The sequence below is a fragment of the Micromonospora sp. L32 genome (assembly GCF_052068055.1).
Lineage (GTDB): Bacteria > Actinomycetota > Actinomycetes > Mycobacteriales > Micromonosporaceae > Micromonospora > Micromonospora purpureochromogenes.
In genome coordinates this window covers 187,245-209,546 of the sequence record NZ_JBQHDD010000009.1, presented here as the reverse complement: position 1 = coordinate 209,546, position 22,302 = coordinate 187,245, and the positions used below count along the sequence as shown (strand labels likewise).

At 68.6% G+C, this 22,302-nt stretch carries 17 protein-coding genes; 8 read left to right on the top strand and 9 right to left on the bottom strand.

Annotated elements, in window-relative coordinates; translation table 11 throughout:
• Window positions 1-121 precede the first annotated feature (121 nt).
• The 4 genes from ACTMTB_RS24295 to ACTMTB_RS24280 are packed head-to-tail and all read left to right on the top strand — an operon-like array spanning window position 122 to window position 4,723.
• Window positions 122-2,398 (top strand): FAD-dependent oxidoreductase, encoded by a 2,277-nt coding sequence (locus ACTMTB_RS24295; protein WP_441148536.1) that lies wholly within the window; start codon window positions 122-124, stop codon window positions 2,396-2,398.
• Entirely contained in the window at window positions 2,395-2,715 is a 321-nt protein-coding gene (locus tag ACTMTB_RS24290; protein WP_210774658.1) for a putative quinol monooxygenase, read from the top strand. Before ACTMTB_RS24295 ends, ACTMTB_RS24290 begins: the two co-directional genes overlap by 4 nt.
• Window positions 2,712-4,049, top strand: coding sequence for a cytochrome P450 family protein (locus tag ACTMTB_RS24285; protein ID WP_441148535.1), 1,338 nt, complete (start codon window positions 2,712-2,714; stop codon window positions 4,047-4,049). The genes ACTMTB_RS24290 and ACTMTB_RS24285 overlap by 4 nt, the downstream gene beginning before the upstream one ends.
• The gene (locus tag ACTMTB_RS24280; protein ID WP_441148534.1) at window positions 4,049-4,723 is read left to right on the top strand and encodes a TcmI family type II polyketide cyclase; all 675 of its coding nucleotides are present in this window, start codon (window positions 4,049-4,051) and stop codon (window positions 4,721-4,723) included. Before ACTMTB_RS24285 ends, ACTMTB_RS24280 begins: the two co-directional genes overlap by 1 nt.
• 57 nt (window positions 4,724-4,780) lie before the next feature.
• Here ACTMTB_RS24280 and ACTMTB_RS24275 read toward each other — a convergent pair whose 3' ends face one another.
• The 9 genes from ACTMTB_RS24275 to ACTMTB_RS24235 form a co-directional block, all read right to left on the bottom strand.
• Window positions 4,781-5,509 carry a hypothetical protein gene (locus ACTMTB_RS24275; RefSeq protein WP_441148533.1) on the bottom strand — a complete coding sequence of 243 codons (729 nt, stop codon included), beginning with the start codon at window positions 5,507-5,509 and terminating at the stop codon, window positions 4,781-4,783.
• Window positions 5,510-5,516: 7 nt separating this feature from the next.
• Window positions 5,517-6,179 carry a hypothetical protein gene (locus ACTMTB_RS24270; RefSeq protein WP_441148532.1) on the bottom strand — a complete coding sequence of 221 codons (663 nt, stop codon included), beginning with the start codon at window positions 6,177-6,179 and terminating at the stop codon, window positions 5,517-5,519.
• 253 nt (window positions 6,180-6,432) lie between these two features.
• Window positions 6,433-6,762 (bottom strand): DUF4190 domain-containing protein, encoded by a 330-nt coding sequence (locus tag ACTMTB_RS24265; protein WP_441148531.1) that lies wholly within the window; start codon window positions 6,760-6,762, stop codon window positions 6,433-6,435.
• Window positions 6,763-6,878: 116 nt separating this feature from the next.
• Window positions 6,879-7,283: a hypothetical protein gene (locus ACTMTB_RS24260; RefSeq protein ID WP_441148530.1), complete on the bottom strand. Its 405-nt coding sequence runs from the start codon at window positions 7,281-7,283 to the stop codon at window positions 6,879-6,881.
• Window positions 7,280-9,793 carry an AAA family ATPase gene (locus ACTMTB_RS24255; RefSeq protein WP_441148529.1) on the bottom strand — a complete coding sequence of 838 codons (2,514 nt, stop codon included), beginning with the start codon at window positions 9,791-9,793 and terminating at the stop codon, window positions 7,280-7,282. Before ACTMTB_RS24255 ends, ACTMTB_RS24260 begins: the two co-directional genes overlap by 4 nt.
• 212 nt (window positions 9,794-10,005) lie before the next feature.
• On the bottom strand, window positions 10,006-10,824 hold the full coding sequence (locus ACTMTB_RS24250; protein WP_441148528.1) for a ribonuclease HI: 819 nt from the start codon (window positions 10,822-10,824) through the stop codon (window positions 10,006-10,008).
• 44 nt (window positions 10,825-10,868) lie between these two features.
• On the bottom strand, window positions 10,869-11,471 hold the full coding sequence (locus ACTMTB_RS24245) for a hypothetical protein (RefSeq protein WP_441148527.1): 603 nt from the start codon (window positions 11,469-11,471) through the stop codon (window positions 10,869-10,871).
• Between the two features lie 129 nt (window positions 11,472-11,600).
• A complete protein-coding gene (locus ACTMTB_RS24240; RefSeq protein ID WP_441148526.1) occupies window positions 11,601-13,361 on the bottom strand; it encodes a DUF6119 family protein in 1,761 nt (586 codons plus the stop codon).
• A 95-nt stretch (window positions 13,362-13,456) separates the two neighbouring features.
• Window positions 13,457-13,987, bottom strand: a complete 531-nt coding sequence (locus ACTMTB_RS24235; protein ID WP_441148525.1) for a DUF4352 domain-containing protein — start codon at window positions 13,985-13,987, stop codon at window positions 13,457-13,459.
• A 476-nt stretch (window positions 13,988-14,463) separates the two neighbouring features.
• Here ACTMTB_RS24235 and ACTMTB_RS24230 point away from each other — a divergent pair, with 476 nt between their 5' ends.
• The 4 genes from ACTMTB_RS24230 to ACTMTB_RS24215 are packed head-to-tail and all read left to right on the top strand — an operon-like array spanning window position 14,464 to window position 22,298.
• The gene (locus ACTMTB_RS24230) at window positions 14,464-16,314 is read left to right on the top strand and encodes a hypothetical protein (RefSeq protein WP_441148524.1); all 1,851 of its coding nucleotides are present in this window, start codon (window positions 14,464-14,466) and stop codon (window positions 16,312-16,314) included.
• A gap of 12 nt (window positions 16,315-16,326) precedes the next feature.
• The gene (locus tag ACTMTB_RS24225) at window positions 16,327-17,949 is read left to right on the top strand and encodes a type I restriction-modification system subunit M (RefSeq protein ID WP_441148523.1); all 1,623 of its coding nucleotides are present in this window, start codon (window positions 16,327-16,329) and stop codon (window positions 17,947-17,949) included.
• A complete protein-coding gene (locus tag ACTMTB_RS24220) occupies window positions 17,942-19,072 on the top strand; it encodes a restriction endonuclease subunit S (RefSeq protein ID WP_441148522.1) in 1,131 nt (376 codons plus the stop codon). The genes ACTMTB_RS24225 and ACTMTB_RS24220 overlap by 8 nt, the downstream gene beginning before the upstream one ends.
• A 55-nt stretch (window positions 19,073-19,127) precedes the next feature.
• Complete coding sequence (locus tag ACTMTB_RS24215) at window positions 19,128-22,298, top strand: type I restriction endonuclease subunit R (protein WP_441148521.1); 3,171 nt, start codon at window positions 19,128-19,130, stop codon at window positions 22,296-22,298.
• Window positions 22,299-22,302: the final 4 nt, after the last annotated feature.

Sequence of the window (22,302 nt, the reverse complement as noted above, 5' to 3'; positions counted from 1 at the left end):
AATCCGTGATGATCCGCAGAACGTTCACCGCTCGCGACTCCCGCTCGGCAACGGTCGACGCGCGCCCTCCCCGAAGGTGCCACCGCCGCACCGTCGCGCGCCGGCCGTCGAAGGAGCATCCATGATCAGAACGATGTGCCGAATACGCGCGCGGCCGGGCTGCGAGGACGCCGTGGCAGCCGCGTGGCGAGCGGTCGCCGGGCAGGTCGGCGAGCTGCCCGGCAACCTCGTGCAGGCCCTGCTCCTCGACCCCGACGACCCACGCTCGTTCGTCGTCGTCACCGAGTGGACCGACGAGTCGGCGCTGCGCGGCTACGAGAACGGCCCCGTCGCCGCGCGCTTCTCCGCCGCCGTCCGCCCGCTGCGGGAGCCGCCCTCGCCCGACAGCTACCGGGTGATGCGCGACCCCGGCGGGCCGGGGCGGAGCATCTTCGTGGACGTCGAGGTCACCGTGCCGGCCGCCCGGCTCGCCGAGTTCACCCGCGGCTACGCCGAGGTGAAGGCACGGATGGCGGAAGTGCCCGGCTACCTGCGCGAGGACCTGCTGCGCGAGCCCGACTCGGACGTCCACCACATCTTCGCCGAATGGCGCAGCGAAGCGGAGTTCTTCCGCTGGATCGGCAACCCCGCACACGCGCAGGAGGAGGCCGGGCCGATCGCGCCGTTCCTCCTCGACTTCCGGCGCCGCCTGTTCCACAGCGCGGCTCATTCCGACACCAGGCGAGAACCGAGTACGGGCAAGGAGATCGACGTGCACACGACAACGGACGTACTCATCGTCGGAGCGGGGCCCACCGGGCTGACCGCCGCCGTCGAGCTGGCCCGCCGCGGCATCGAGTGCCGGGTGGTCGAGAAGCGGGCCACCCCGCCGGGGCAGGCCGACAAGGCGATCGGCGTGCACTGCCGCACGATGGAGATCTGGGAGAGCCAGGGCATCGTGCGCGAGGCGATGGACGCCGGGATCTGGCTGACCGGCAACATGGTGTTCGTCAACGGGGTGCAGACCCACCAGATGAGCTGGGAGCTGCCCGAGTTGCCCTACGCGCACCTCGGCCTGCCCCAGTACGAGACCGAGCGCATCCTCACCGAACGGCTGGCCACCCTCGGCGTACGCCCGCAGCGCGGTGCCGAGCTGGTCGCGTTCACCCAGGACGACGAGGGCGTGCTGGCCACGCTCGCGACCGCCGCCGGCGAGGAGACGGTACGCGCCAAGTACCTCGTCGGCTGCGACGGCGCGCACAGCAAGGTCCGCGAGCTGCTCGGGTTGACGTTCTCCGGCGGGCTGGGCCGGTTCCCGCAGCTGTTCATGCTCTGCGACGTGGACGTGGACTGGGACATGCCGGAGGGCCACCTGCTCCGGTTCATGCACGAGACCGACGGCCAGATGGACGGGATGCTGGTCTGCGTGCCGCTGCGCGGCGAGTCCCGGTACCGGATCGCCACCCTCGCGCCGCCCCGGTTCTTCGCGCAGACCGGCGGGCAGGACGCCCCGCCGGGATTCAGCGAGGAACTCGCCGAACCCACCCTCGCCGACCTCCAGGTCGCGCTGGACCGGCTGGCCCCGCCCGGCACCCGCGCGTCCAACCTGCGCTGGTCGTCGGTGTTCCGGATCAGCCACGGCATCGTGGACCGCTACGGCGACGGCCGGGTGTTCGTGGCCGGCGACGCGGCCCACCTGCACCCGCCCGCCGGCGGCCAGGGCATGAACACCGGCATCCAGGACGCCTGGAACCTGGCCTGGAAACTGGCCCTGGCGGTACGCGGGATCGCCGCCCCCGGGCTGCTGGACAGCTACGAGACCGAACGGCGCCCGGAGGGCGAGGAGATCGTCGGGCGGGCGGTGCGGCTGGCCTTCACCGACGAGCTGGACCGCGACGACCTGAAGCGGCAGTTCCTCCAGGAGATGTCCATGCTGCTCAGCTACGCGGACAGCCCCCTGGTCGGCGAGTCGCTGTCCGCTCCCGACGCCCTGCGCGCCGGCCCCGGGCCCGGCGACCGTGCTCCCGACGTCGGCGGCCTGCACCGGCGGGGCGTCGGGCACCCGCTGCGCCTGCACGAGCTGACCCACGGCACCCGGCACACGCTGCTGCTCTACGCCGACAAATCCGCCGACCTGGCGGCGTCGACCGACCTGGGCAAGCTCTGCGCCGACGTCCGCCGGCAGACGTCCGGGCAGGTCGACATCTACCTGCTGCTCAGCCCGGACGCCCCGGCGCCGTCGCTGCTCGATCCGCCGGTGGTGCACGACGCCGAAGGCGGCTTCCGCGCCACCTACGGCGTCAACGGCAGCGGCCTCTACCTGATCCGCCCGGACGGGCACGTCGGGTTCCGCAGCCAGCCGATCGACGCCGACGCGCTCGGCAAGCACCTGCAACTGGTTTTCGGAGGCGCGCGATGACGACGGTACGCACCGTGCTCGCCATGCGTACCAAGGAGGGCTGCGAGGAACGGTTCGAGGCGGAGTGGCGCTCGGCGGCGGAGGAGATCCGCGCGCTGGACGGGTGCCTGAACCAGGACCTGGTCCGCGACGCCGACGATCCGCGCAGCTATCTGATCATCAGCGACTGGGCGGACCGCGAACGGCTGGACGCCTTCGGCCGCAGCGAGCACCGGGACCGGTTGCTGCAGATGATCCGCGAGCTTCGCGAGTCCGCGCAGCGGCACACCTACCAGGTTCTGCACAGCGTACGCAGCGAGCCCGAGGAGTCGCGATGACCGAGGATGCCGTACCCGCGTCGGAGCTCTACACCCCCGAGTTCGCCGCCAATCCCTATCCCGCCTTCGCCCGGCTGCGGGCGGAGAAACCGGTGTGCCCGATCAGCTCGCCGCGGTTCGACTCGTACCTGATCACCCGGTTCGACGACGCCAAGGCCGCGTTGATCGACCCCCGGCTGTCCAAGGACCTCTACGGCCCGGGCCAGGAGTACCTGCGGATCTTCGGGCCGAACTCCGAGGCGTTGAACAAGAACATGCTCAACGCGGACCCGCCGGAGCACACCAGGCTGCGCCGGATCGTGTCCCAGGCGTTCGCCCCGCGTCGGGTCGAGGCCCTACGGCCCCGGGTGGCGGAGATCGTGGACAACCTGCTCGACAAGATCATCCCGCAGGGCCAGGCCGAGCTGATGCACGACTTCGCGATCCCGCTGCCGATGATGGTGATCAGCCACCTGCTCGGCATCCCGGAGACCGACCACGAGCGGGTCCTCGACTGGACCCAGGTGATCAGGACGTCCGGGTCGTCCGGCCGTAGCCCTGCGGAGGACCGGGCGGCCGTGCAGGAGGCCCAGCTCCGGCTGCACCACTATCTCGTCGACCTGATCCAGGCCAAACGCGCGCACCCCGGCGACGACATGATCAGCGCGCTGATCGACGCCTGCGAACACGGCCGACAGCTGTCCGAACCCGAACTCGTCACCACCACGTTCCTGCTGCTGTTCGCCGGGCACCAGACCACCGCGGACTTCCTCGGCAACGCGACCGTGGCGCTGCTGACCAATCCCGACCAGCTCGACCTGCTGCGCGCCAAGCCGGAACTGCTGCCCTCGGCGATCGAGGAACTGCTGAGGTTCGACGGCCCGCTGCCGGTGGCCAGTCCCCGGATCGCCACCGAGGACGTCGAGTACCAGGGCGTCCGCATCCCGCGCGGGTCGATCGTCGGCGTGGTGATCAACGCGGCGAACCACGACCCGGCGCACTTCGCCGACCCGGACCGGCTGGACCTGCGCCGGGTGCGGGGCCCACACATCGGCTTCGGCCACGGCGTCCACTACTGCCTCGGGGTCTCGCTGGCCCGGATGGAGGCACAGATCGCCATCGAGGCGCTGCTGCACCGGCTACCGGACCTGCGGCTCGGGGTGCCGGTCTCCCAGCTGCGCCGGCTGCCGGCCGGGTCACCGTTCCGTGGCCTGCTGGAGCTTCCGGTCGAGTTCACAGCCGGGGGCGAAGGTGCGCCGTCCCCGGTCGACGGTGGCGCGGGAGCGCCGCCCCCGATCGGCAGTCAGAGATCACCGTCCACGCAAGCACCCGTCCACACACCCGAGGAGCGGTAATGGTCTTCCGAAACGTGATCGTCTGCCACATGGTTCCGGGCAGTGACGACATCGTCGGCGATGTCTTCGGCTACTACGACAAGTCGACCCGACCGCAGGACCTCGGCGTGATCGGGCGCCGGCTGCTGTCGTTCCACGACCTCTACATCCACGTGATCGAACGCAGGGAGGACCCGCGGATCTCCGGCCAGACCCGGGGACTGCCTGCGTTCCAGAAGATCGCCGAGGCCATCGCCCCGTACGTGACGCCGTACCCGAAATACTGGAAGAACCCCTCCGACTCCGTCGCCAAGGAGTTCTACAGCTGGGTTCCCGACGAGGACTCAGTGCCGGAGTCGGCCGGCCGGAACCTCACCGTCATCATCGGACGGATCAAGCCCGGCGCGGAGCCCGACGTCGCGCGCATCTTCGGCGAGTCCGACGCCGGGTCGCTGCCGGTCCAGCTCGGCGTCACCGGCCGCTGGCTGTACTCGATCGACGACGTCTACGTGCACCTGTTGGAACGCACGGACGCGGCGGCCGGCGACGCCGCCGGGCAGGACCACGACCAGCCCGTCTTCGCCAAGATCATGGCGGAGCTGAGCCCGTACATCAGCCCGTACAACCCGGAGACGTGGCGTGGGCCGGAGGACTCGGTGGCCAAGGAGTTCTACCGCTGGCAGGCCGAGGACTGACCCTTCGGTGGCGGTCGCCGTGGCGTCACGGCGACCGCCACCGGGCCTGTGGCTTGCTCAGTCCCGGGGCGGATTGACCCAACTGTCCAGGTCGTAGACGAGCGTGCAGTACTCGTCGGCGTCATCGACGACCGGCTCGAACAGTCGGCCATCGCAGCCGAGCTTCATGGCAAGCTCCTGCCCGAAGCTCGCACCGATCCCGAAGATCGGATCGCCGCCGCTCGTCCGGAGCGGGATCTCAAGCCCGTACGACGTCCTGGTGTCGGTCATCCGGACGTATATCCGGCAGCGCTGGTCGGCCCTGAGCATGAACCCGGTGAACGTGTAGACGTCCTGCACCGACATCTGCATAGGGCCGTGATGCAGCAGGTTGAAGAGACGGAACAGGTCCTGCTCGGGAAGGACCGCGGTGTACGCCTGCGCAAGCTCGGCGTCCGACAGGGCGATCAGCGCGTTCGCATGGCTGTCTCTGCGCAGGGCGGTGTCCTGTGCGGCTGGGGCAAGACGGGCTGCCATGGTGGTGCGGACGTAGGCGAGCACCGCGTCAACATCATGCAGGCTTCCGTCCCGGTACAGGTTGGGGAGCGAGAGTTCGACGGCCACACCGGTCGCCATGGACGGGTCATGCGACAGCGCTAGGCGGGAATGCTGGTCATCTACTCGGACGACTCCCCGCAGCCGTGGGCGCGGAGGAAGGCCCGAACCCGGAGGGGTCAGCACCAGAGGCAGCGCGGCGCCGAGAAGGAATCCGTGCGCGTGGTCCCAGTCCTCCAGGTTCGTTGCCATGTCGTCCTCAGCTGACCTTGACTCGGTTAACGGCGTCAGGGCACTTGTTCTTGCCCTTACAGTATCCGGTGATCACGCCGATGTACGCCCCGTCGGGGCTGGTGTACCTGCCGTCCTGGGTGCGCGTGGAGAGCTGCACTCCGAAAATGACGGTCTCGCGGACGCCAAGGTTGCGATCCACCAGCAGGGCTACGTAGTTGCCCTGGGCATTCGGCCCGTGAGAATTGAGGGCCGCCTTCCACGGCTCGAGCGAGACGAGGTTGTGCCGCACGTTGTAGTGCAGGTATCCGAGGTCGGAGTTGCCGAGCCGTAGGGGAACATAGGTGCCGTTCCGGTCCCTGCCGCTCCACACGACGCTCCACCACTTGCCGTCGTTTCCGCCGCCAGGGTCCAGGCGAGGGCGAAGGCTGGCAGGGGTGCCGTCCGGAGCGACGCCCTCCTCGGGCAGCGGCTTGCTGACCGCTCCGTTGTCGAGCTTGCCACGGTCCGGGGAGGCCCCGGTCATGGCGAGATAGTCCTCTGCGGAGACCCACTGCAGGGTCTCTTCCTGCGGCGTTGCTGGTGCGGCCATGGCGTTCGGTGCTGCCGCCAGCGTCAGCGTCAGTGCCGCGACGGTCGCGCTGACCAGTCGGCGTAAGCCCGGTACCCGCTGTCGATGCTTCATCGTCATCGAGAATGCATCCTTCCTCAATTCCAAGGCCGCCCGGTTTGGTGCCCGGATCAATGTATGAGCTGCTTTCGCCTCTCTCCAGATCGATGCGTAATGGGCAGTGTCACAAACCATTCGCGTCCCTTGATATCCCTGGTCAATCTGCCGTCGGCAGCAGGTGCCGTTCATGAAATACATGAATGCAACAGTCCTGCTGGTTGTCGTCGGGATCGTGTGTTAGGCCGCGATCGACAGAAGCTCTCGTCGGCTCAGCTCACGGGGTGGAGGTGGGGGTCGGGGTGGCCGCGCCAATCACACCGCCGAAGAAGACCATGACGGTGAGCGCGACCGCCGGGGCGACGAAGACGTAGCCGAGTACCAGCCCGGCGACGGCCATGCCGCGCCCGGACTTCCGACCGTCGCGGGTCTCGTGCAGGCCGACGTGCCCCAGGATGACGGCGAGCAGGCAGGGCAGGCCGAACACACACCATCCGCCGAGCACGCCGACGATGCCGAGCACCATCGCGGCGGTGGCGCTACCGGACGTGGGCAGCGCCGCGACCAGCAGGGGCGCCGGATACGGCACGGCCGGCGGATACTGCACGGCGGGCGGGTAGGGCCTTGCCGGCGGGTACGGGCCGGCCGGCGGATAGGGACCGGCAGGCACGGCCGAGATCGGTGGCAGGGGCCGGGTCGGCTCGTGGCCGGGCTGAGGGTAGGTCATCGTCGGGATTCCTGTCCTTGGTCGAGTCGGTGGAGCAGGGCGGCGACCTCGCTGTGCAGGCGGCGCAGCTCCGCGGCCGTCGGGGCCAGCTCGTAGCAGTGGTGGTGGGTGGCGGCCGACAGCGTCGACCAGGCGTAGGTGATCCGGCTGGCCACCTCGGCGCCCGGCCCGAGCCGACCGCGCAGCATCAGCTGCTTGGCCCGGCCCTGCCGGCACGCCGCCACGGCCGGCCGGACCCGCCGCCAGTAGTCGTCGATGCCGCCTTCGAGGGCGAGCCGGATCAGGCAGGCGCAGGCCCGTGGCCACCAGCCGGCGGTCACCGCCGACGTGCCGAGCGGGCCGGCGCCGCGCAGCAGCTGGTCGGCCGCCGCCAGGCAGCGGCGGGGCGTCGGCGCGCTCACGCCAGCACCTTCGCGAGGGCGCGGACGTCCGTGACCAGGCCGGGCAGGTCCGCCAGGTACGCCCCGTGCACGCCCTCCCGGCAGGCCCGGTACGCGCCGACCGCCCAGCCGCCGTGGCGTCCCAGCCAACCGAGCACGTCGCCACCGCGGTCCGCGTCGTCGAAGACGGCCAACGCCACGATCGTGGTGAGCCGACGGGAGGCGTCGACGATCGCCGCCTCGATGTCGTCATGCGGCACTCCACGGGTGACCCGGGTCCGCCACACCCGCAGGTGGCAGGCCGCCTCGACCGCGGACCGGCACAGCTCCGCCACCACCGGCCCACGTACGTCGGCAGGCAGCTCGTCGTTTCGGGCCAGGGCCCACGCGTCGTCCAGGTAGCGGGTGACCGGGTCGGAGCCGGGCCGCAGGGTCACCACGGACCGCTCGGCGCGCTGCACCTCCACGATCCGCGCCCGCCCCAGGTCGAGCCGACGTACCGCGTCGGGCAGCCGGGTGTCGTGGGTGAAGACCACGACCTGCCGGTCCTCGGCCAGCTCGGCGAGTACCCGGGCCAGCCCGTCCACCTTCGACGGGTCCATGCTCTGCACCGGGTCGTCGACGACGATGAACCGGAACGGGCTCTCCGGGGCGCAACTGCGCGGCAGGAACGTGGCCAGCCCGAGGGCCTGCATCTCACCCTGGCTCATCACGCCCAGCGCGGTGCCGTTGTCGGCGCCGTCCACGCTCACCGGGAAGACCACCCGCCGCCGGGTGTTCGTCCCGGCGAGGGTCATCGCGCCCAGTTCGACGTTGCTCTCCTGCCGCAGCTGCTCCCAGATCCGCTGCGAGTGCGCGGCGAACGGCGCGATCCGCTCGTCCCGAACCGCCGCGCCGGTCTCCTTCAACCAGGCGCGCGCGGCCTTCAACCGGGCCAGCGTCGCCTCCCGCGCCGCCAGCCCGCCGGCGGCGGCGACCCATTCGCGCAACTCGGCCGCCGCCGCCCGCCACCCGGTGTCGCGCTGCCGCAGGAACCCCTCGGCGTACGCACGGGCCGCGTCCGCCGCCGCCACCACCGCCGGGTACCGCGCGGCCAGGTGGTCGGCCAGGTCGGCCGGTTCCCCGGGTACGCCCCGCAGCGCGGCCACGGCCTCCCGCAGCGCCCCGAGCAGCGCCTCCGCCCCGTCGCCCTCGCGCGGCACCTCCATGCCGATGCCCCTGAGCAGCGACCCGGTCGGCGTCTGCGACCCGGGTCCGTCCGGCACGGTCAGGTCGTCGATCAGGTGGTGCGCCTGGCGCAGCAGCGCGGTGAGCCGGGTCGCCGAGGTCTGGGCGGCGACGCTGCGCTGCCGCAACTCGGTCAGGGTCACGGCGGCGGAGGCCCGCCACCCACCGTCGAGGGCACCGGTGGCGCAGACGGGACAGGGCCCGTCGCCCCGGTCCTCGTGGTGTTCGATGGCGAGGCGGAGCAGTTCCGCGCTGCGCAGCGCCGCCCGGGACCGACCGCCGTCGTACCGGAGGGTCTCGGCCGCCGCCTCCCGCAGCTGCCGTGCCAGCCGCGTCACCTCGTCCACCGGCGGCGGGTCGAGGGCGGCGAGCTCCCGGCACAGCAGCACTGCCTCGTCGGCGGTCGCCTCGTCCGGCTCGTCGAGGATCGCCGTCAACGCCGGCACGTCGACCGCGCCCCGGCCGCGCAACAGCACGGCGGCCCGCCGTGCCCGGTCGTCGGCGACCCCGGCGAGCAGGTCGGCCAGGGCGGCGCGCTGTGCGCGTACCTCCTTGACGGCCGTGTCGTGCGGCCGTGCGGCGCGCATCAGACGCTGGTCGGCGTCGGTCAGCGCGTCCAGGCCGAGGATGGCGAAGAGCGCGTCGAAGAGCTGGCTCTGCGTGCCGGCGGCGAGCCGGCCCAGCTCGGCGGCGGTGAGAAACGGCCGGTACAGCTCCAGCGGGCGGGCCAGGCCCAGCTCGGTGAGGCCGTCGCGCCGGCCCCGCGCACTGGTCACGGTCACCTCGGCGTCGGCCAGCTCGCTACCGGCGGGCCAGGCCCGCGCCACCCGGGTCGGCGTGGCCTCGCCGTCGACCCGCAGCTCCACACCGATCCGGCACGGGTCCTGGGCGTGCAGGTTGCGCCACCCGGTACGCCACACGCTGGTCTTGTCGGCCCAGCGGGCGCTGTCGCCGGTGAGGGCGAGCTCGACGGCCTCGGCGAAGCTCGACTTGCCGGAGCCGTTGCGGCCGACGACCAGGGTGAGGCCCGGCCCGGGCGCGATGTCGAGAGTGCGCTCCGGGCCGACGCCGCGGAACCCGGCGACGGTCACCGACTTCAGCCAGATCCGCTCCGACGGCTCGTCGTTCGCCGGGGAGCGCGGGTCGAGCCGGGTGGGGCTGCCGGCGAGGGCGGCGGTCAGGTCGTCGTCGCCGGTGAGGGCAGCGAGGACCAGCTCGGCGGTGTCGGTCGGTACGTCGTCGGCGGCCAGCCGGTCGAAGATCAGCTCGATCAGCGGCGCGGTGGGCTGTTCGGGGAGGGTCATGGTGGTCTCCAGGCGCGTGGTGTCCGCAGGCCGACGGGTCGTCGGCCCGCCCGGGGTGAGCGGTGGAAGTGGGGAGGCCGCTGTCGGCCCGGCTGGGGCGAGCAGTGGAGTCGGGAGGCGGTGGTGGCCGTCGGACGCTGTGGAGCTGATGTCGCAGACGAATCAGCGGCTCAACGTCGGCCGCCTCGGCGTCGGGCGCTGTGGATGAGCGGTCAGAGCGTGGCGTTCGCGTGCCAGTCGCGCAGGAACGCGTCGACGAGGGCGTGCGCCCGAGGACGCAGGTCGAAGGGCTCCTCCCGCCGGCGGCGGGCCATGTGCGACAGGCCGTCGGCGGCCTCGTTGAGGGCGTGGCCGCTGTGCCCCTTGACGTGCGCGAACGTCAGGTCGGGGCGGCGGGCCACCTGCTCGGCGAGCCGTACCAGGGTCGGCTGGTCCGACCAGCGGCGCTCCCGCAGGCTGTAGCCGGCTGGCATTGCGCTGGTCTCGCCGGCCTGCCAGCGGTGCAGGTAGCGCAGGGCGGCGAGGCAGTCGAGCAGCACCGTCATGCCCACCGGCGCCTCGTCGTACCCGGTGAGCAGGTAGTCGACCGCGCGCAGCTCGTTGATCAGCACCCGGGAGGCGCCGGTCGGGTCGAGCCGGCCGGTGCCCCGGCCGAGCAGGCCGTAGTGGCCGTCGCTGACGACGTACCCGATGCCGCCGACGCGGCCCTTCCAGCTGGCGTCGGTCGCGGCGACCAGCGGCGCGGACGTCGTGGCCCAGCGGACCACCCGGCCGCGACCGCGCAGCTGGTCGTCGCCGGACCGGCGGTGGATGCCGTGGTCGGCGGCCAGCCGCTCGGCGGTGTCGAGCAGCTCGCCGGCGGAGGTCAGCTCGTCGTAGTGGGCGGCGGTGAGGGCCAGGCGGAGGGCGTCGCCGATGCGCTGGCAGTCGTCGCAGCGGGTGGGGCGGGTGAAGGCGCGCAGGGTGAGGGCGCGGTCGTGCAGGGGAGGGGGGAGCAGGGCCAGGGTGCGGAGGAACTCATCGGGACGCACGACGCCTCCTGACGTCTCGTGATGGGGACACGCTCATTGAGTGCTCACAGCTCCGACACGTCGGTCACGACGGCGGTCAGCTTGTCGCCGGAGCGCTTGGTACTGGCCATCTCCTCCTGCTGAACAGAGGCGGAGTCTCCGGTCACCTCGAACGTGTTGATGATCGGATCCTCGGCGCCCTTGACCTGGTAGGTCACCTCGTACGTCTTGGACGGGTCGAGCCCGGTACCGGTGTAGGTGACGTTGATCCGGTAGGTGATGTTGCAGCCAGCGCTGCCGAAGCACTGCTTGCTCAGGACCTTGACCTTGAGCTTGAAGTCGTTCTTGGTCGGGGTTTCGTAGGTGGGGAGAGGCGGTTCGGTCGTGGCCGGCGCAGCGGCGGCGGTGGTCGGAGCCGAGGTGGTCGCCGACGACGTCGGCGCAGTCGAAGCAGCGGCCTTGCCCTGGTGGGCCTTGTCCCCGCTGTTCGTCGTGGCCAGCAGCGCGCCGCAGCCGCCGAAGCAGAGGAGCAGCACCAGGACCACCCCGCCGACGATCCACCCGATCAGGGCTTTCCTCTTACGAGCGACGGGCTGCGGGCTGTCGGTGTCGGGCGTGCCGGGCTGGGGCTTGGGGTCCGATTCCGGCTGGAACTCGGGCTGAGTCATCGTTCTCTCTCCTCTGTGGTGAGCGGTCAGGGGTGATCGGCCCGGCAACCAGTGGCGCAGCCGGACGGCTTGGGTTCGGACGGCTCTGAATTGGCGGGAATGGGAGGTGGAGCTGCTGTCGCAGACGGGTCAGGTGGACGGGATGCCGATGACCTCGACCTCGACGCCCTCGTTGCGGAGAGACTTCATCGCTCGGTAGAGCGCGACCTGGGCGAAGGTGAAGAGTGAGTCGACGGTGAGCGTCTTGCCGGAGCCGAGGGCAATCGCGTAGATGACCTTGCGGGGACGGAAGTCCAGGTCGATGGCGCGAGCCGACTCCTGCCGGCCGACCATCTTGACGAGGGCGGCCCTGGCGTCAGCCTCGTACCGCAGCGCGTCGACCGACACCTCGCCCTGAGCGAAGAGGTGGCTCAGCGGCGAGCTGCCCTTCGCCCTCTTCACGTGGATCAGCTCGCCGTCCGGCCCGAGTAGGTCGCAGGCCTCGATGCCGCGGTGGTGCTGGCCTGTCCGCAGCAGGCGCCGGTCCAGCAGTGTCAGACCGCAAACCGTGGCGGCGTGGGCGTTGTAGTCCGCTTCTTCCGGCAGGTCGGCGGTCCACGCCGGCAGCGCGATGCTCGCCGGCCCGGCCAGAATCTGCTCCATCTCGTCGCGGAGGAACTCCCGGTGCCTGTCGCCGATCTCGTACCAGCCGCCCTCGTGCAGCAGAAGCTGACTCGTTCCGTGCGCGAGCTGGGCGGTGATCCATCGCGACGCGGCCGTCGAGCCGATCTCCTCCGCTCCGGCCGTGTCGGTGTAGAGGGTGATCCGCCCGTTGCAGAGGGAAGCCCACCGCTCGCCGTCCGGCACGCCACTGGTCTGCGTGAGGATGTCGGCCAGCGTCAGCTCCGACAGGCGTGCCGCGGGAAGGCCGGACTTGGGCACCCGAAGCTTGTACGACTGGATCCGCTCGATTTCGTTGAGAACCCGGCCCGGCACGGCCAAACCGATCTCGTCCGGGTCGGGTACGGCGAGCAGTTGGCCCAGCTGCTCCTCCAACTCCGACAGCCGCGGGTCTCGGGCGGGCACGGGACGGATCTGGGTGATGAACTCCAGGTCCTCGAAGGGAGATTCCTGCTTGCAGACGCGGTTGATCTCCCGCAGGTCGGCGAGCAGATTCTCCGGCTCGACACCGAGGTGGATGCGCAGGGCATCGCTGCCTTCGACCGGGGTGGCCTTGCGGGTGGACCGGCAAACCGTCAGGTTGGGGTTGAACGCTCGACCGCAGACCTGCCCGACGATCTCGCCCCACTTGTCGATCCCGTACATCCGGATGTGCTGACCGCCCGGCACCAGGTTGCGATCGACCCGGCCGGTCGTGCCGAACACCCGCCGGCGTACCTGCTTGATCTCTTCCGGCGCGAGCGAACGCACCGCGAAGCCGATCCCGAAGCCGGCGTTGGCCAGGTCGAGGTCGATCATGTGGCGGCCGACGGTGCCGTAGGCGAGCGCATAGATGTGGTCGTCGACCGCAACAAGCAGGGCTGCGCCCCCACTGCTGAACCCGAGGTCGATCGTCTCCCCGGTCAGCGAAGCCAGCACGTCACACCAGTCGGCGCGCTCGCGCGGCACCGTGCCGTGCACCAGCAGGGCCGGCGCGCCGGCGACCAGACGCTCCTCGACCGTGAAGTCGTGCTTGCGCAGGTAGCGGTGGTCCAGCGCGTCGTGGAGCCCCTCGACCGTCGGCGGCATCCGCTCCAACTGGTAGAGCGAGGTCAGGTAGGTGCCGGACGGTGGCTCGGGCAGGTCCAGGTCGAAGAGGGTCGGCGGATCGTTCGGTGGCCGGGTGGCGTCCTTGCGAGCGGCACGGCGTCTGGTCGGTCTGGTCGCGGTCGGCTGGTTCGCACGGCGCATGTCGATCTCCTCGCGGCGAGAATCGGGATGGCGGTTGTGCGGGGGAGGGGTGCGCCGGGGGCGGGCTTCGCGGGACCCGCCCCTGGCGCGAGAGGTCAGCTGAGGGCGACGTCGACGCCGCCGGAGAAGGCGGAGTCGTGCAGCTCGAGCTTGGTGAGCTTGACGTTCTTCGGGATGTCGAAGACCAGGACGCCGGTCACCTGGTTGCCGGGGTTGATCTCGTTGAAGAAGGTGCTCTGCTCCTGGTTGGCATAGAGGCCCGCCTCGGTGTCGGAGGAGTATTCGGTGCCGTTCGCCGCGTAGGCCTTCTGGCTGCTGCCGTCGAGCAGCTGCGACTCCTTGCCGATGTTCTTGACGTTGACCGTGATCAGGCAGAACTGGCCCTGCGCCTTGTCGCCGAGCATCGAGCTGCCGACCTTGGCCACGCCGCACTTCGACGACTTGACCGTGAACTCGAACTTCCCGTCCCGGGCGGGCTGGCCGACCTTCGCGGTCTTGGCGGGCTTGTCGTCGCCCTTGGCGCCTTCACCGCCGCCGGAGCTGCCGGCGTTGTCGGTGCTGCCGGAGCCGCAACCCAACGCGACGAGGCCGGTGGCGAGCAGGGCGAGGGTGGTGGTCTTGCGCATTCTGGTCTCCTTGACGGGTCTGATGGCCGGGACTGGCGCTGGCGGCCGCCCCGGTGCCGCATCTCATAAGAGCGGCAGGCCGGCAGACAGGCGACAACGCGTCGTGAGAAACCCTGCTATCAAGTCCGCATCGACGAGATCAGATAACCCCCCTTATCACCAAGCCCAGGTTGCTCTAGTTCCTCATCCGTCGGTAGTGTCGCGGCGCGGACAACCGGACGGGTGGGAGGAGGTGGGGACAAATGTCGTCGACCGTCACGCTGGGGCAGATCGCCAGGTTTGCCCAGGTGCGCCGCCCAAGCGTCAGCAACTGGAGGCGCCGGCATCCTGACTTTCCTGACCCGGTAGGCGGTTCGCCTGGGCAGCCACTCTTTGATTCGGATCAAGTGGCCCGGTGGCTGGACCGTCGCCCGGTGCCGGCTCCGCGGGAGGGTGGCTCAGCGGCCAGCACCTACGGAGACAGGTTCCGGGCAAGCATGGACCGTGGTGCCAGCCTCGATGAGGCCCAGCTCGATCCCGACACATTTGCCGATGTCGCGCTCGAGTTGATCGCGCTGCGAGTGGCCCACCAACGCCCACTGCCCGCCGACCTCGCCACCCTCGCGGAGCTGTGCGTCAGCGCCGAGGTTGAGCACCCCGATCTCGTCGGCCTGCTCAGCCATGTCGGCGCTCGCGGCCAAACGGCGTTGTCGATGCTTGATGATGTCGAGCGTCTGGTGTCAGAGCTTGGTGCGGCGGGCGCGGCCGAGGAGGTGCTCTCCGCAGCTGGTCGTCGTGGCTGGTCCGGTGGCCCGGTTGAGACCCCCGCCGAGATCTGCGACCTGATCCTGCGCTTGGCGAACGAGATGCTGGGAGATCTCACCGAGCTTGCCGTAGCTGATCTCGCGGCCGGCCCAGGGAAGATGCTCACCGCCATGATGGGCGCCGCTCGCCCACGCGAGATCCGGTGCGCCGAGGCAGACCCGATGGCGGCAAGGTGGCTGCGTCTGAGGTCCTTCTGCCACGGCCACCAGATGATCACGGTCCTCACCGACGGACAGGACACGGGCAGTCTCTCGGGCTCGGACCTTGTCTTTGTCGACCCGCCATTCCAGCCCGGCGAGCAGGACCACCATGAGGAACACCCGCTGTCCTGGGCCTCTCGGGTGGTGGAGTGCCTCAGCGACGAGGCCGTTGGGTTCGCCGTCGTGCCGGAATGGACGCTGACGCGCACGGGGACGTTGCGCCGTCTTCCGGTGACGTGGGTACGCGAGCAACTCGTGCGTCGAGGTTGCGTCCGCGCGATCATCCAACTGCCCCGTCACATTCACCGCTTCATCGGCGGCACGGACCTTGTGCTGCTGGTGTTGGCACCCGACGAGGGCGACACGGCGCGAGACGTCGTTGTCTGCGACGCCGACCAGATCCGATCCCGGTATGGCGGGTCATGGATCGAACAGACAACGCGGCTTGTGTGCGGGTCGCGGGAGTCGCGCGAAGCTGAGCCATGCACGGCGATTCCCGTGTCCGAGCTGATGGGCAGGCGATCGCTCCTGCCGTCACATCTGTTGGCACCCAAGGCGGCACCTGAGGACCACGTGGTGGAGGTGGTGCGGGCACGTGAGTCCGCGGCGGCAACCTTCAAAATGGGCGCGGATGACGCGATCACCGCGCTGGAACGGATCGGGGTGACCACCCGCGCGCAGGGCATCGCATACCGCACGGTCGGCGAGCTGCTACGCGGCCGGCAGCTCATCCGTCTGCCGGGCCATCGCATACCCGATGCTGATCTGGGTCGCAGCGGACAACGGATTCTGGGTCGCGAAGAGCTGCTCGGAGAGGTGCCCGTCGGCGGGCGTCGCATCGACGTTCTGACGCTCGGGCAGTACGCCGCAGCCGCGATCACCGAACCGGGCGACGTGGTCGTCATGGCGGGCGACCAGCTTCGAGTCATGGTGGACGCTATCGGCGGCAGTGTCCTGCTCACCCCCGTACAGGGCTTGCGCATCCCCGGCTACGTCAAACACTCGTCGGTCTACCGTGACGAGCCCCAGCAGGCATGGATTGGGCCGTACGCGTTGGCGGCCCTGCTCGGCGCGGCGCGCAACGCGGCACGCACCGGTCCACGCGTGCGCAGTGTGACCCTGCACCAGCTGGAGATCCCCGTGCTGACCGCCGCCGATTACGGCCACCTCGATCAGGCGTCCATGATGCTCAACGACCTGGCAGAGCAGGCCCGCAACCAGGCCGCGGCGTTGGATCTGGTCCGTCAGCGGATCGCCGCCGGCGTCGCCGACGGGGCGATGAACCTGCGCTTCAAGCCCAAGACGTCGAACACGAATATCTGAGGAGACGAGATAGTGCCCCCACGCGCGCGCAAGCCGGTAGAGCCGCAATCGGCCGACCTGAAAGACACCCTGTGGAAGTCGGCCGACAAGCTGCGCGGCAGCATGGACGCCGCCGAGTACAAGCACTTCGTGCTCGGTCTCATCTTCCTCAAGTACACCTCGGACGCGTTCGACGAGCGGCGGGCGCAGATCGAAGCTGAGCTGGAGGCAGAGGGCATCCCCGAGGCGAACCGGCCGGCACTGCTGGAGGACCAGGACGAGTACGCCGGCCGCGGCGTCTTCTGGGTGCCGCAAGCCGCGCGCTGGGAGTCTCTCGCGCATCGCGCCAAGACCGCCGCCGGTCAGACCAGCATCGGCCAACTCCTCGACGGCGGGATGAAGGCCGTCGGCGACGCCAACCCAGACCTCAAAGGTGCCCTGCCGCAGGGACTCTACAACGGCCGAGGTGTCGACGAGCGGCGCCTCGGCGAACTCGTCGACCTGATCCACAAGCTCCGTTTCCGCGACCAGTTCGACGCTGACGGCAAGCGCCGCAGCGCCCGCGATGTCCTCGGCGAGGTCTACGAATACTGCCTGGAGAAGTTCGCGCTCGCCGAGGGCCGACGCGGCGGCGAATACTTCACCCCAAAGAGCATCGTCAAGCTCATTGTCGAGATCCTCGAACCGCAACCCGGCGAGCGCGTCTACGACCCTGCGTGCGGGTCCGGCGGCATGTTCGTCCAAGCCGAGAAGTTCATCGAAACTCACGGCGGCGGGGCGTTCGACATCTCGGTCTTCGGTCAGGAGCTCAACCAGAACACCTGGCGGCTGGCGAAGATGAACCTGGCCATCCACGGCATCGAAGCCAATCTCAGCACCAAGTGGGCCGACAGCTTCCACGAGGACCAGCACCCCGACCTGCGCGCTGACGTCGTCATGGCCAATCCACCGTTCAACATCTCGGACTGGGGCGGCGACCGGCTCGTCATGGATCCGCGTTGGGAGTACGGCATCCCCCCGGTTGGCAACGCCAACTATGCGTGGCTCCAGCACATGGCTCACAAACTTTCTCCGAAGGGGCGAGCCGGCATCGTGCTCGCCAACGGTTCGATGTCCAGCAAGCAGTCGGGCGAGGGCGACATCCGCAGAGCGATGGTCGAAGGCGATCTCGTCGCCTGCATGGTGGCGCTCCCCGGTCAACTCTTCCGCTCCACCCAGATCCCGGCGTGCCTGTGGTTCCTATCCCGAGACAAGAGCCCACAGGGCTCGAAGAGGCTCGCCAACCGCACCAACCAAGTCCTCTTTATCGACGCCCGCAATATGGGCGTCATGGTGAGCCGAACGGAGCGCGAATACACCGACGAGGACATCCGCCGCATTGCCGATATTTACCGCACTTGGCGCGGCGCCGACAAGACCATCGAGTACGCGGACGTCCCCGGCTTCTGCAAGTCAGCCACATTGGACGAGATTCGCGAGCATGACTTCATTCTCACCCCCGGCCGCTATGTCGGCGCCGCCGACGTTGACACCAGCGACGACGAGCCGACTGAGGAAAAGATCGCCCGCCTGACGAAGGAACTCTTCGCCCACTTCGTCGAGTCGGCTCGCCTCGAAGCCGTCGTTCGCGAGCAGCTCCGGAGAATCGATGTCTGAGCGGTGTACCTTCAAGATTAGTGACGTGACCGTGTGCCACGACGCCCGCCGCGTACCGGTGCGAGGCGTTGACAGGAGGCCCGGTGAGTTTCCCTACTACGGCGCTTCAGGAATCGTCGACTACATCGATTCATACCTATTTGATGGGGAATTCCTGCTCGTCTCCGAAGACGGCGAGAACCTGCGGACCCGCAAAACGCCTGTGGCCTTTATGGCGTCTGGGAAGTTCTGGGTCAACAATCATGCCCATATCCTCAAGGGGAATCACCTTTGCGACACCCGCTATCTCTGCTATGTCCTGAGTATGACTGATGTCTCCGGTTACCTAAGTGGCTCGACTCAGCCGAAACTGACTCAAGCCGCGCTGAACTCGATCCAGGTGGAGCTCCCGAAACGATCTGAACAGGAGGCGATTGTAAAGCTCCTAGCTTCAATCGACGACAAGATCGGGATCAACGAGCGGATCGCCGAGACGAGTTGCGAGCTGGCGCTTCATTTATTCTCGGAGGAGAGGTGGCCGTCTCGGTCGAGCCTCTCATCGCTGTGCACATTAAGAAAAGTGCAAGTAAGACCGTCTACGCTCGACGTCCGGGCGGTGGCGCATTACAGTCTTCCGGCGTTCGATAATGGCCAAGTGCCGGACGTCTGTTCACCGGACAAGATCTTAAGTGCCAAGTTCCTGGTTGATGAACCAGGTGTCCTGCTGTCAAAGCTCAACCCCGATATCCCGAGAGTCTGGCGGGTTGAGCCAAAGGTGGGTGTGCCGGCGCTCGCGTCAACCGAGTTCCTTGTGCTTGTGCCAAATCCGACAATCACTACTGCAGAGCTCTGGGCCGTTGCTCGCCAGGATCAATTCCTCTCCCGCCTTACCGCACGCGTGACGGGAACCTCGAAGAGTCATCAACGTGTGCGCCCGGACGAAGTGCTCGCGTCTGATGTTGTCGATCCCCGGGCGACTGATGAAGTGACCAGGCAGCAGGTTTCGTCGCTCGTTGAACGGGCGGAGCAGGCTCGTGAGGAGAGCATCGCCCTCGCCCAACTTCGAGACGTGCTGCTGCCAAAGCTCATCTCTGGAGAGCTCAGGGTCAAGGAGGCGGAGCGGCTGGTCTCCGCCGCGGTCTGACAGTCCGCTCGCACATATTTTGCACTCCACGATTCCCGCCCCAGATGGAGAAGCTATGAGTCTGTCGGATGATCCCGTCTTCCCGCACGACGAGTCCGAGGCGGAGTGGGAGCATCACGTCAAGGATCAGCTTGGCGAGTGGTGGCGGCCCATGACCGGCGCCGAACTCGCGCCGTCGCGCAAGGGCGATGGCGCGCGGAAGTCTTGGGGCGATCTCATCCTCTATGGTCGTCTCCGTGAGGCGGTCGCACGGATCAATCCGCAGTTGCCCCAGGACGCTGTGGACGAGGTGGTAGCCGAGTTCGAGAAGCGGACGTCGGCCGACGCGTTTACGGAGCGGTACCGCCTGCACACACTGCTCACGCGTGGGGTTAAGGTCGGCTACGTCGATCCGGCATCGGGGGAGAACCGCACCGACACCGCCTGGGTGATCGACTTTCTCGATCCGTACGGCAACGATCTAATCGCGGCCAACCAGGTCACGATCAAGGATGTTCGCCGCAAGCGCCGGCTGGATGTAGTGGCCTACGTAAACGGTCTGCCGCTGGCAGTGTTCGAACTCAAGAGGGCCGGCGCGACCGACGGGACCCGCGAGGCGTACGACCAGCTCATGACCTATCGGCGTGAGTTTGGTGCGACCGCCCTCGCGGTGCCGGTCTTCGCCGTCGCTAGCGACGGCATCACAGCTCGAATCGGGACGCTGTTCACACCGTGGGAGCACATGGCGCCGTGGGACATCGACGAGCGCGGCGAGGCTGTTGACGTCAGCGATGGCCGTGCACTGGAGACGCTGATCGGCGGGGCGTTCGACCCCAAGCTCTTCTCGGACCTGTTGGTCAACTTCACCGCTTTCTCGCGAGAGCGGGGTGGCGCCATCGACACAGTACGGCTGGCGAAAGCCCACCAGATGTACGCGGTCAACACCGCGGTCGACAAGACAATCACCGCGGTGGGCGGCGACGGCAAGATCGGCGTCGTCTGGCACACGCAGGGCTCAGGCAAGAGCATGGAGATGGCGTACTACACCGCGAAGGTGATGAAAGAGCCGGCGCTGCGTAACCCGACGATCGTGGTGCTCACTGACCGGATCGACCTGGACAGCCAGCTCTTCCTCACCTTCGCCGCCAGTGACCTGCTGCCTGAGACACCTGTGCAGGCGGACACGAAGGAGCAGTTGATGCGCCTGCTGGGTCGGCCATCGGGCGGGATCATCTTCACTACCCTGCAGAAGTTCAACCGCTCCAAGGCGGACAAGGAAGCGAACATCGACTTCCCACTGCTGTCCAAGCGGCGCAACGTGCTCGTGGTCGTGGACGAGGCGCACCGAAGCCACTACGACTTCCTCGACGGCTATGCCAAGAACCTGCACGACGCGCTTCCCAACGCGGCGTTCATCGCCTTCACCGGCACGCCGATCTCCAGGGCCGAGGCGAACACCCGGGCGGTCTTCGGCGACTACATCGACGTGTACGACCTGACCCGGGCCGTCCGCGACGGCGCCACGGTGAGGGTCTACTACGAGAACCGACACATCCCGGTGCACCTCCCTGAGGGCGTGAATCCGGTGGAGTTGGACGAGGAGGCCGAGGACCTGACGGTCGACCTCGACGAGGAGGAGATCAAGCGCGTCCGGCGGGCGTTCGCGCAGTATGAGGATGTCGTGGGCCACGCCGACCGGGTACGGAAGCTCGCCGTGGACATCGTCGAGCACTGGGAACAGCGCCGGACCGAGATGGTCAAGCTGACTGGCAAACCCGGCAAGGGCATGATCGTCTGTTACTCCCGGAAAGTCGCAGCTGACCTCTACAAGGAGATCACCGCGATGCGCCCGGAGTGGCACCACGAAGACGACGACGAGGGCCTGATCAAGGCCGTGTACACCGGCAGCGCCAAGGACCAGGAGCCGATCGCCGGCCACGTCCGATCGACCGGCGCGCTCAAGAAGATTCAGCGTCGAGCCACGGATGCCGACGATCCGCTGGAGCTGGTGGTCGTTCAGTCGCTGTGGCTGACCGGGTTCGACTCGCCGCCGCTGCACACGATGTACCTCGACAGGCCGATGCGCGGGGCGGCGTTGATGCAGGCGCTCGCCCGAGTCAATCGTCGATGGGGCGAGAAGCCCAGCGGTCTGGTGGTGGACTTCCTTGGCATCGCCGACGACCTCACCAAGGCTCTTGCCGAATACACCCGGACCGACATCGATGAGAAGCCGATCGGAAAGGACATCAGCGCGGCCGTCGATATGGTGGTTGAACTGCACGGCGTGATCGGCAGCCAGCTTCACGGCATCAACTGGAAGGCCAAGCGCGACTCGGGCAGACCGCGTGCCTTTTACCAAGCTGCGCTCGACGTCGTGGATTACCTCCGGCGCCCGGAACCAGATCTGGAGGAGGGCAAGCCCACCCTCGCTGATCGCTACGCCGACACCGCCCGCAAGATCGCCCGCGCCTACAGCAACTGCCCGCGTGAGGACAAGCTTCGGCCACTGCGGACGGACTTGGAGTTTTTCGAAGCCGTACGTCTGTATCTGGCCAAGCTGAGGGCCGAGGAGCGGGCGGAGCGGGGGCTCGCCACAGCGGCGGACGTGGAGCTGGCGATCCGGCAGCTAACGGCCAGCGCTATCGCGGTGGACGAGGTGGTGGACATCTACGAAGCGGCTGGCATCCAGCGTCCCGACCTGTCGCACCTGGACGAAGACTTCATGCGCCGCCTGCGCGAGAGTCAGCGCCCCAACCTGGCCATCGAGGCGCTGCGTCGGGCGATCGAGCGTGAGGTCCGATCCGCTCATCCCCACAACGTCGTCGCGCAGGAGGGGTTCACCGCCAAGCTGTTGAAGACGATGCAGCGTTACACCTCCGGCAGCCTCACCGCTGCTGAGATCATCGCGGAGTTGGTTGCCCTGGCCAAGGAGGTCTCCGCAGACCGCGGCAAGGCCGCCGAGATGGGCTTGACCGAGGACGAGTACGCCTTCTACACCGCGGTCGCGCAGAACGAGTCGGCAACGGAACTGCTCGGGGACGTCGTGCTTGGACAGATCGCCAAGGATCTCGTCCGCGAACTTCAGGACCTTCCGGTCGACTGGTGGATCCGGGAGCAGGCTCAAGCCTTGGTGCGCAGCAAGGTCAAGCGACTGCTGGCCCGGTACGGCTACCCACCGGACGCCCGTCCCGAGGCCGTCGAGCTGGTGCTCAAGCAGACCCGCACCTACGTCGAAGACCAGGGGTAGCGCC

Bases quoted from the DNA above. Each gene is read 5' to 3' on its own strand.
- ACTMTB_RS24295 (WP_441148536.1), top strand. From the start codon at position 122: ATGATCAGAACGATGTGCCGAATACGCGCGCGGCCGGGCTGCGAGGAC.
- ACTMTB_RS24290 (WP_210774658.1), top strand. From the start codon at position 2,395: ATGACGACGGTACGCACCGTGCTCGCCATGCGTACCAAGGAGGGCTGC.
- ACTMTB_RS24285 (WP_441148535.1), top strand. From the start codon at position 2,712: ATGACCGAGGATGCCGTACCCGCGTCGGAGCTCTACACCCCCGAGTTC.
- ACTMTB_RS24280 (WP_441148534.1), top strand. From the start codon at position 4,049: ATGGTCTTCCGAAACGTGATCGTCTGCCACATGGTTCCGGGCAGTGAC.
- ACTMTB_RS24275 (WP_441148533.1), bottom strand. From the start codon at position 5,509: ATGGCAACGAACCTGGAGGACTGGGACCACGCGCACGGATTCCTTCTC.
- ACTMTB_RS24270 (WP_441148532.1), bottom strand. From the start codon at position 6,179: ATGACGATGAAGCATCGACAGCGGGTACCGGGCTTACGCCGACTGGTC.
- ACTMTB_RS24255 (WP_441148529.1), bottom strand. From the start codon at position 9,793: ATGACCCTCCCCGAACAGCCCACCGCGCCGCTGATCGAGCTGATCTTC.
- ACTMTB_RS24245 (WP_441148527.1), bottom strand. From the start codon at position 11,471: ATGACTCAGCCCGAGTTCCAGCCGGAATCGGACCCCAAGCCCCAGCCC.
- ACTMTB_RS24240 (WP_441148526.1), bottom strand. From the start codon at position 13,361: ATGCGCCGTGCGAACCAGCCGACCGCGACCAGACCGACCAGACGCCGT.
- ACTMTB_RS24235 (WP_441148525.1), bottom strand. From the start codon at position 13,987: ATGCGCAAGACCACCACCCTCGCCCTGCTCGCCACCGGCCTCGTCGCG.
- ACTMTB_RS24230 (WP_441148524.1), top strand. From the start codon at position 14,464: ATGGACCGTGGTGCCAGCCTCGATGAGGCCCAGCTCGATCCCGACACA.
- ACTMTB_RS24220 (WP_441148522.1), top strand. From the start codon at position 17,942: ATGTCTGAGCGGTGTACCTTCAAGATTAGTGACGTGACCGTGTGCCAC.
- ACTMTB_RS24215 (WP_441148521.1), top strand. From the start codon at position 19,128: ATGAGTCTGTCGGATGATCCCGTCTTCCCGCACGACGAGTCCGAGGCG.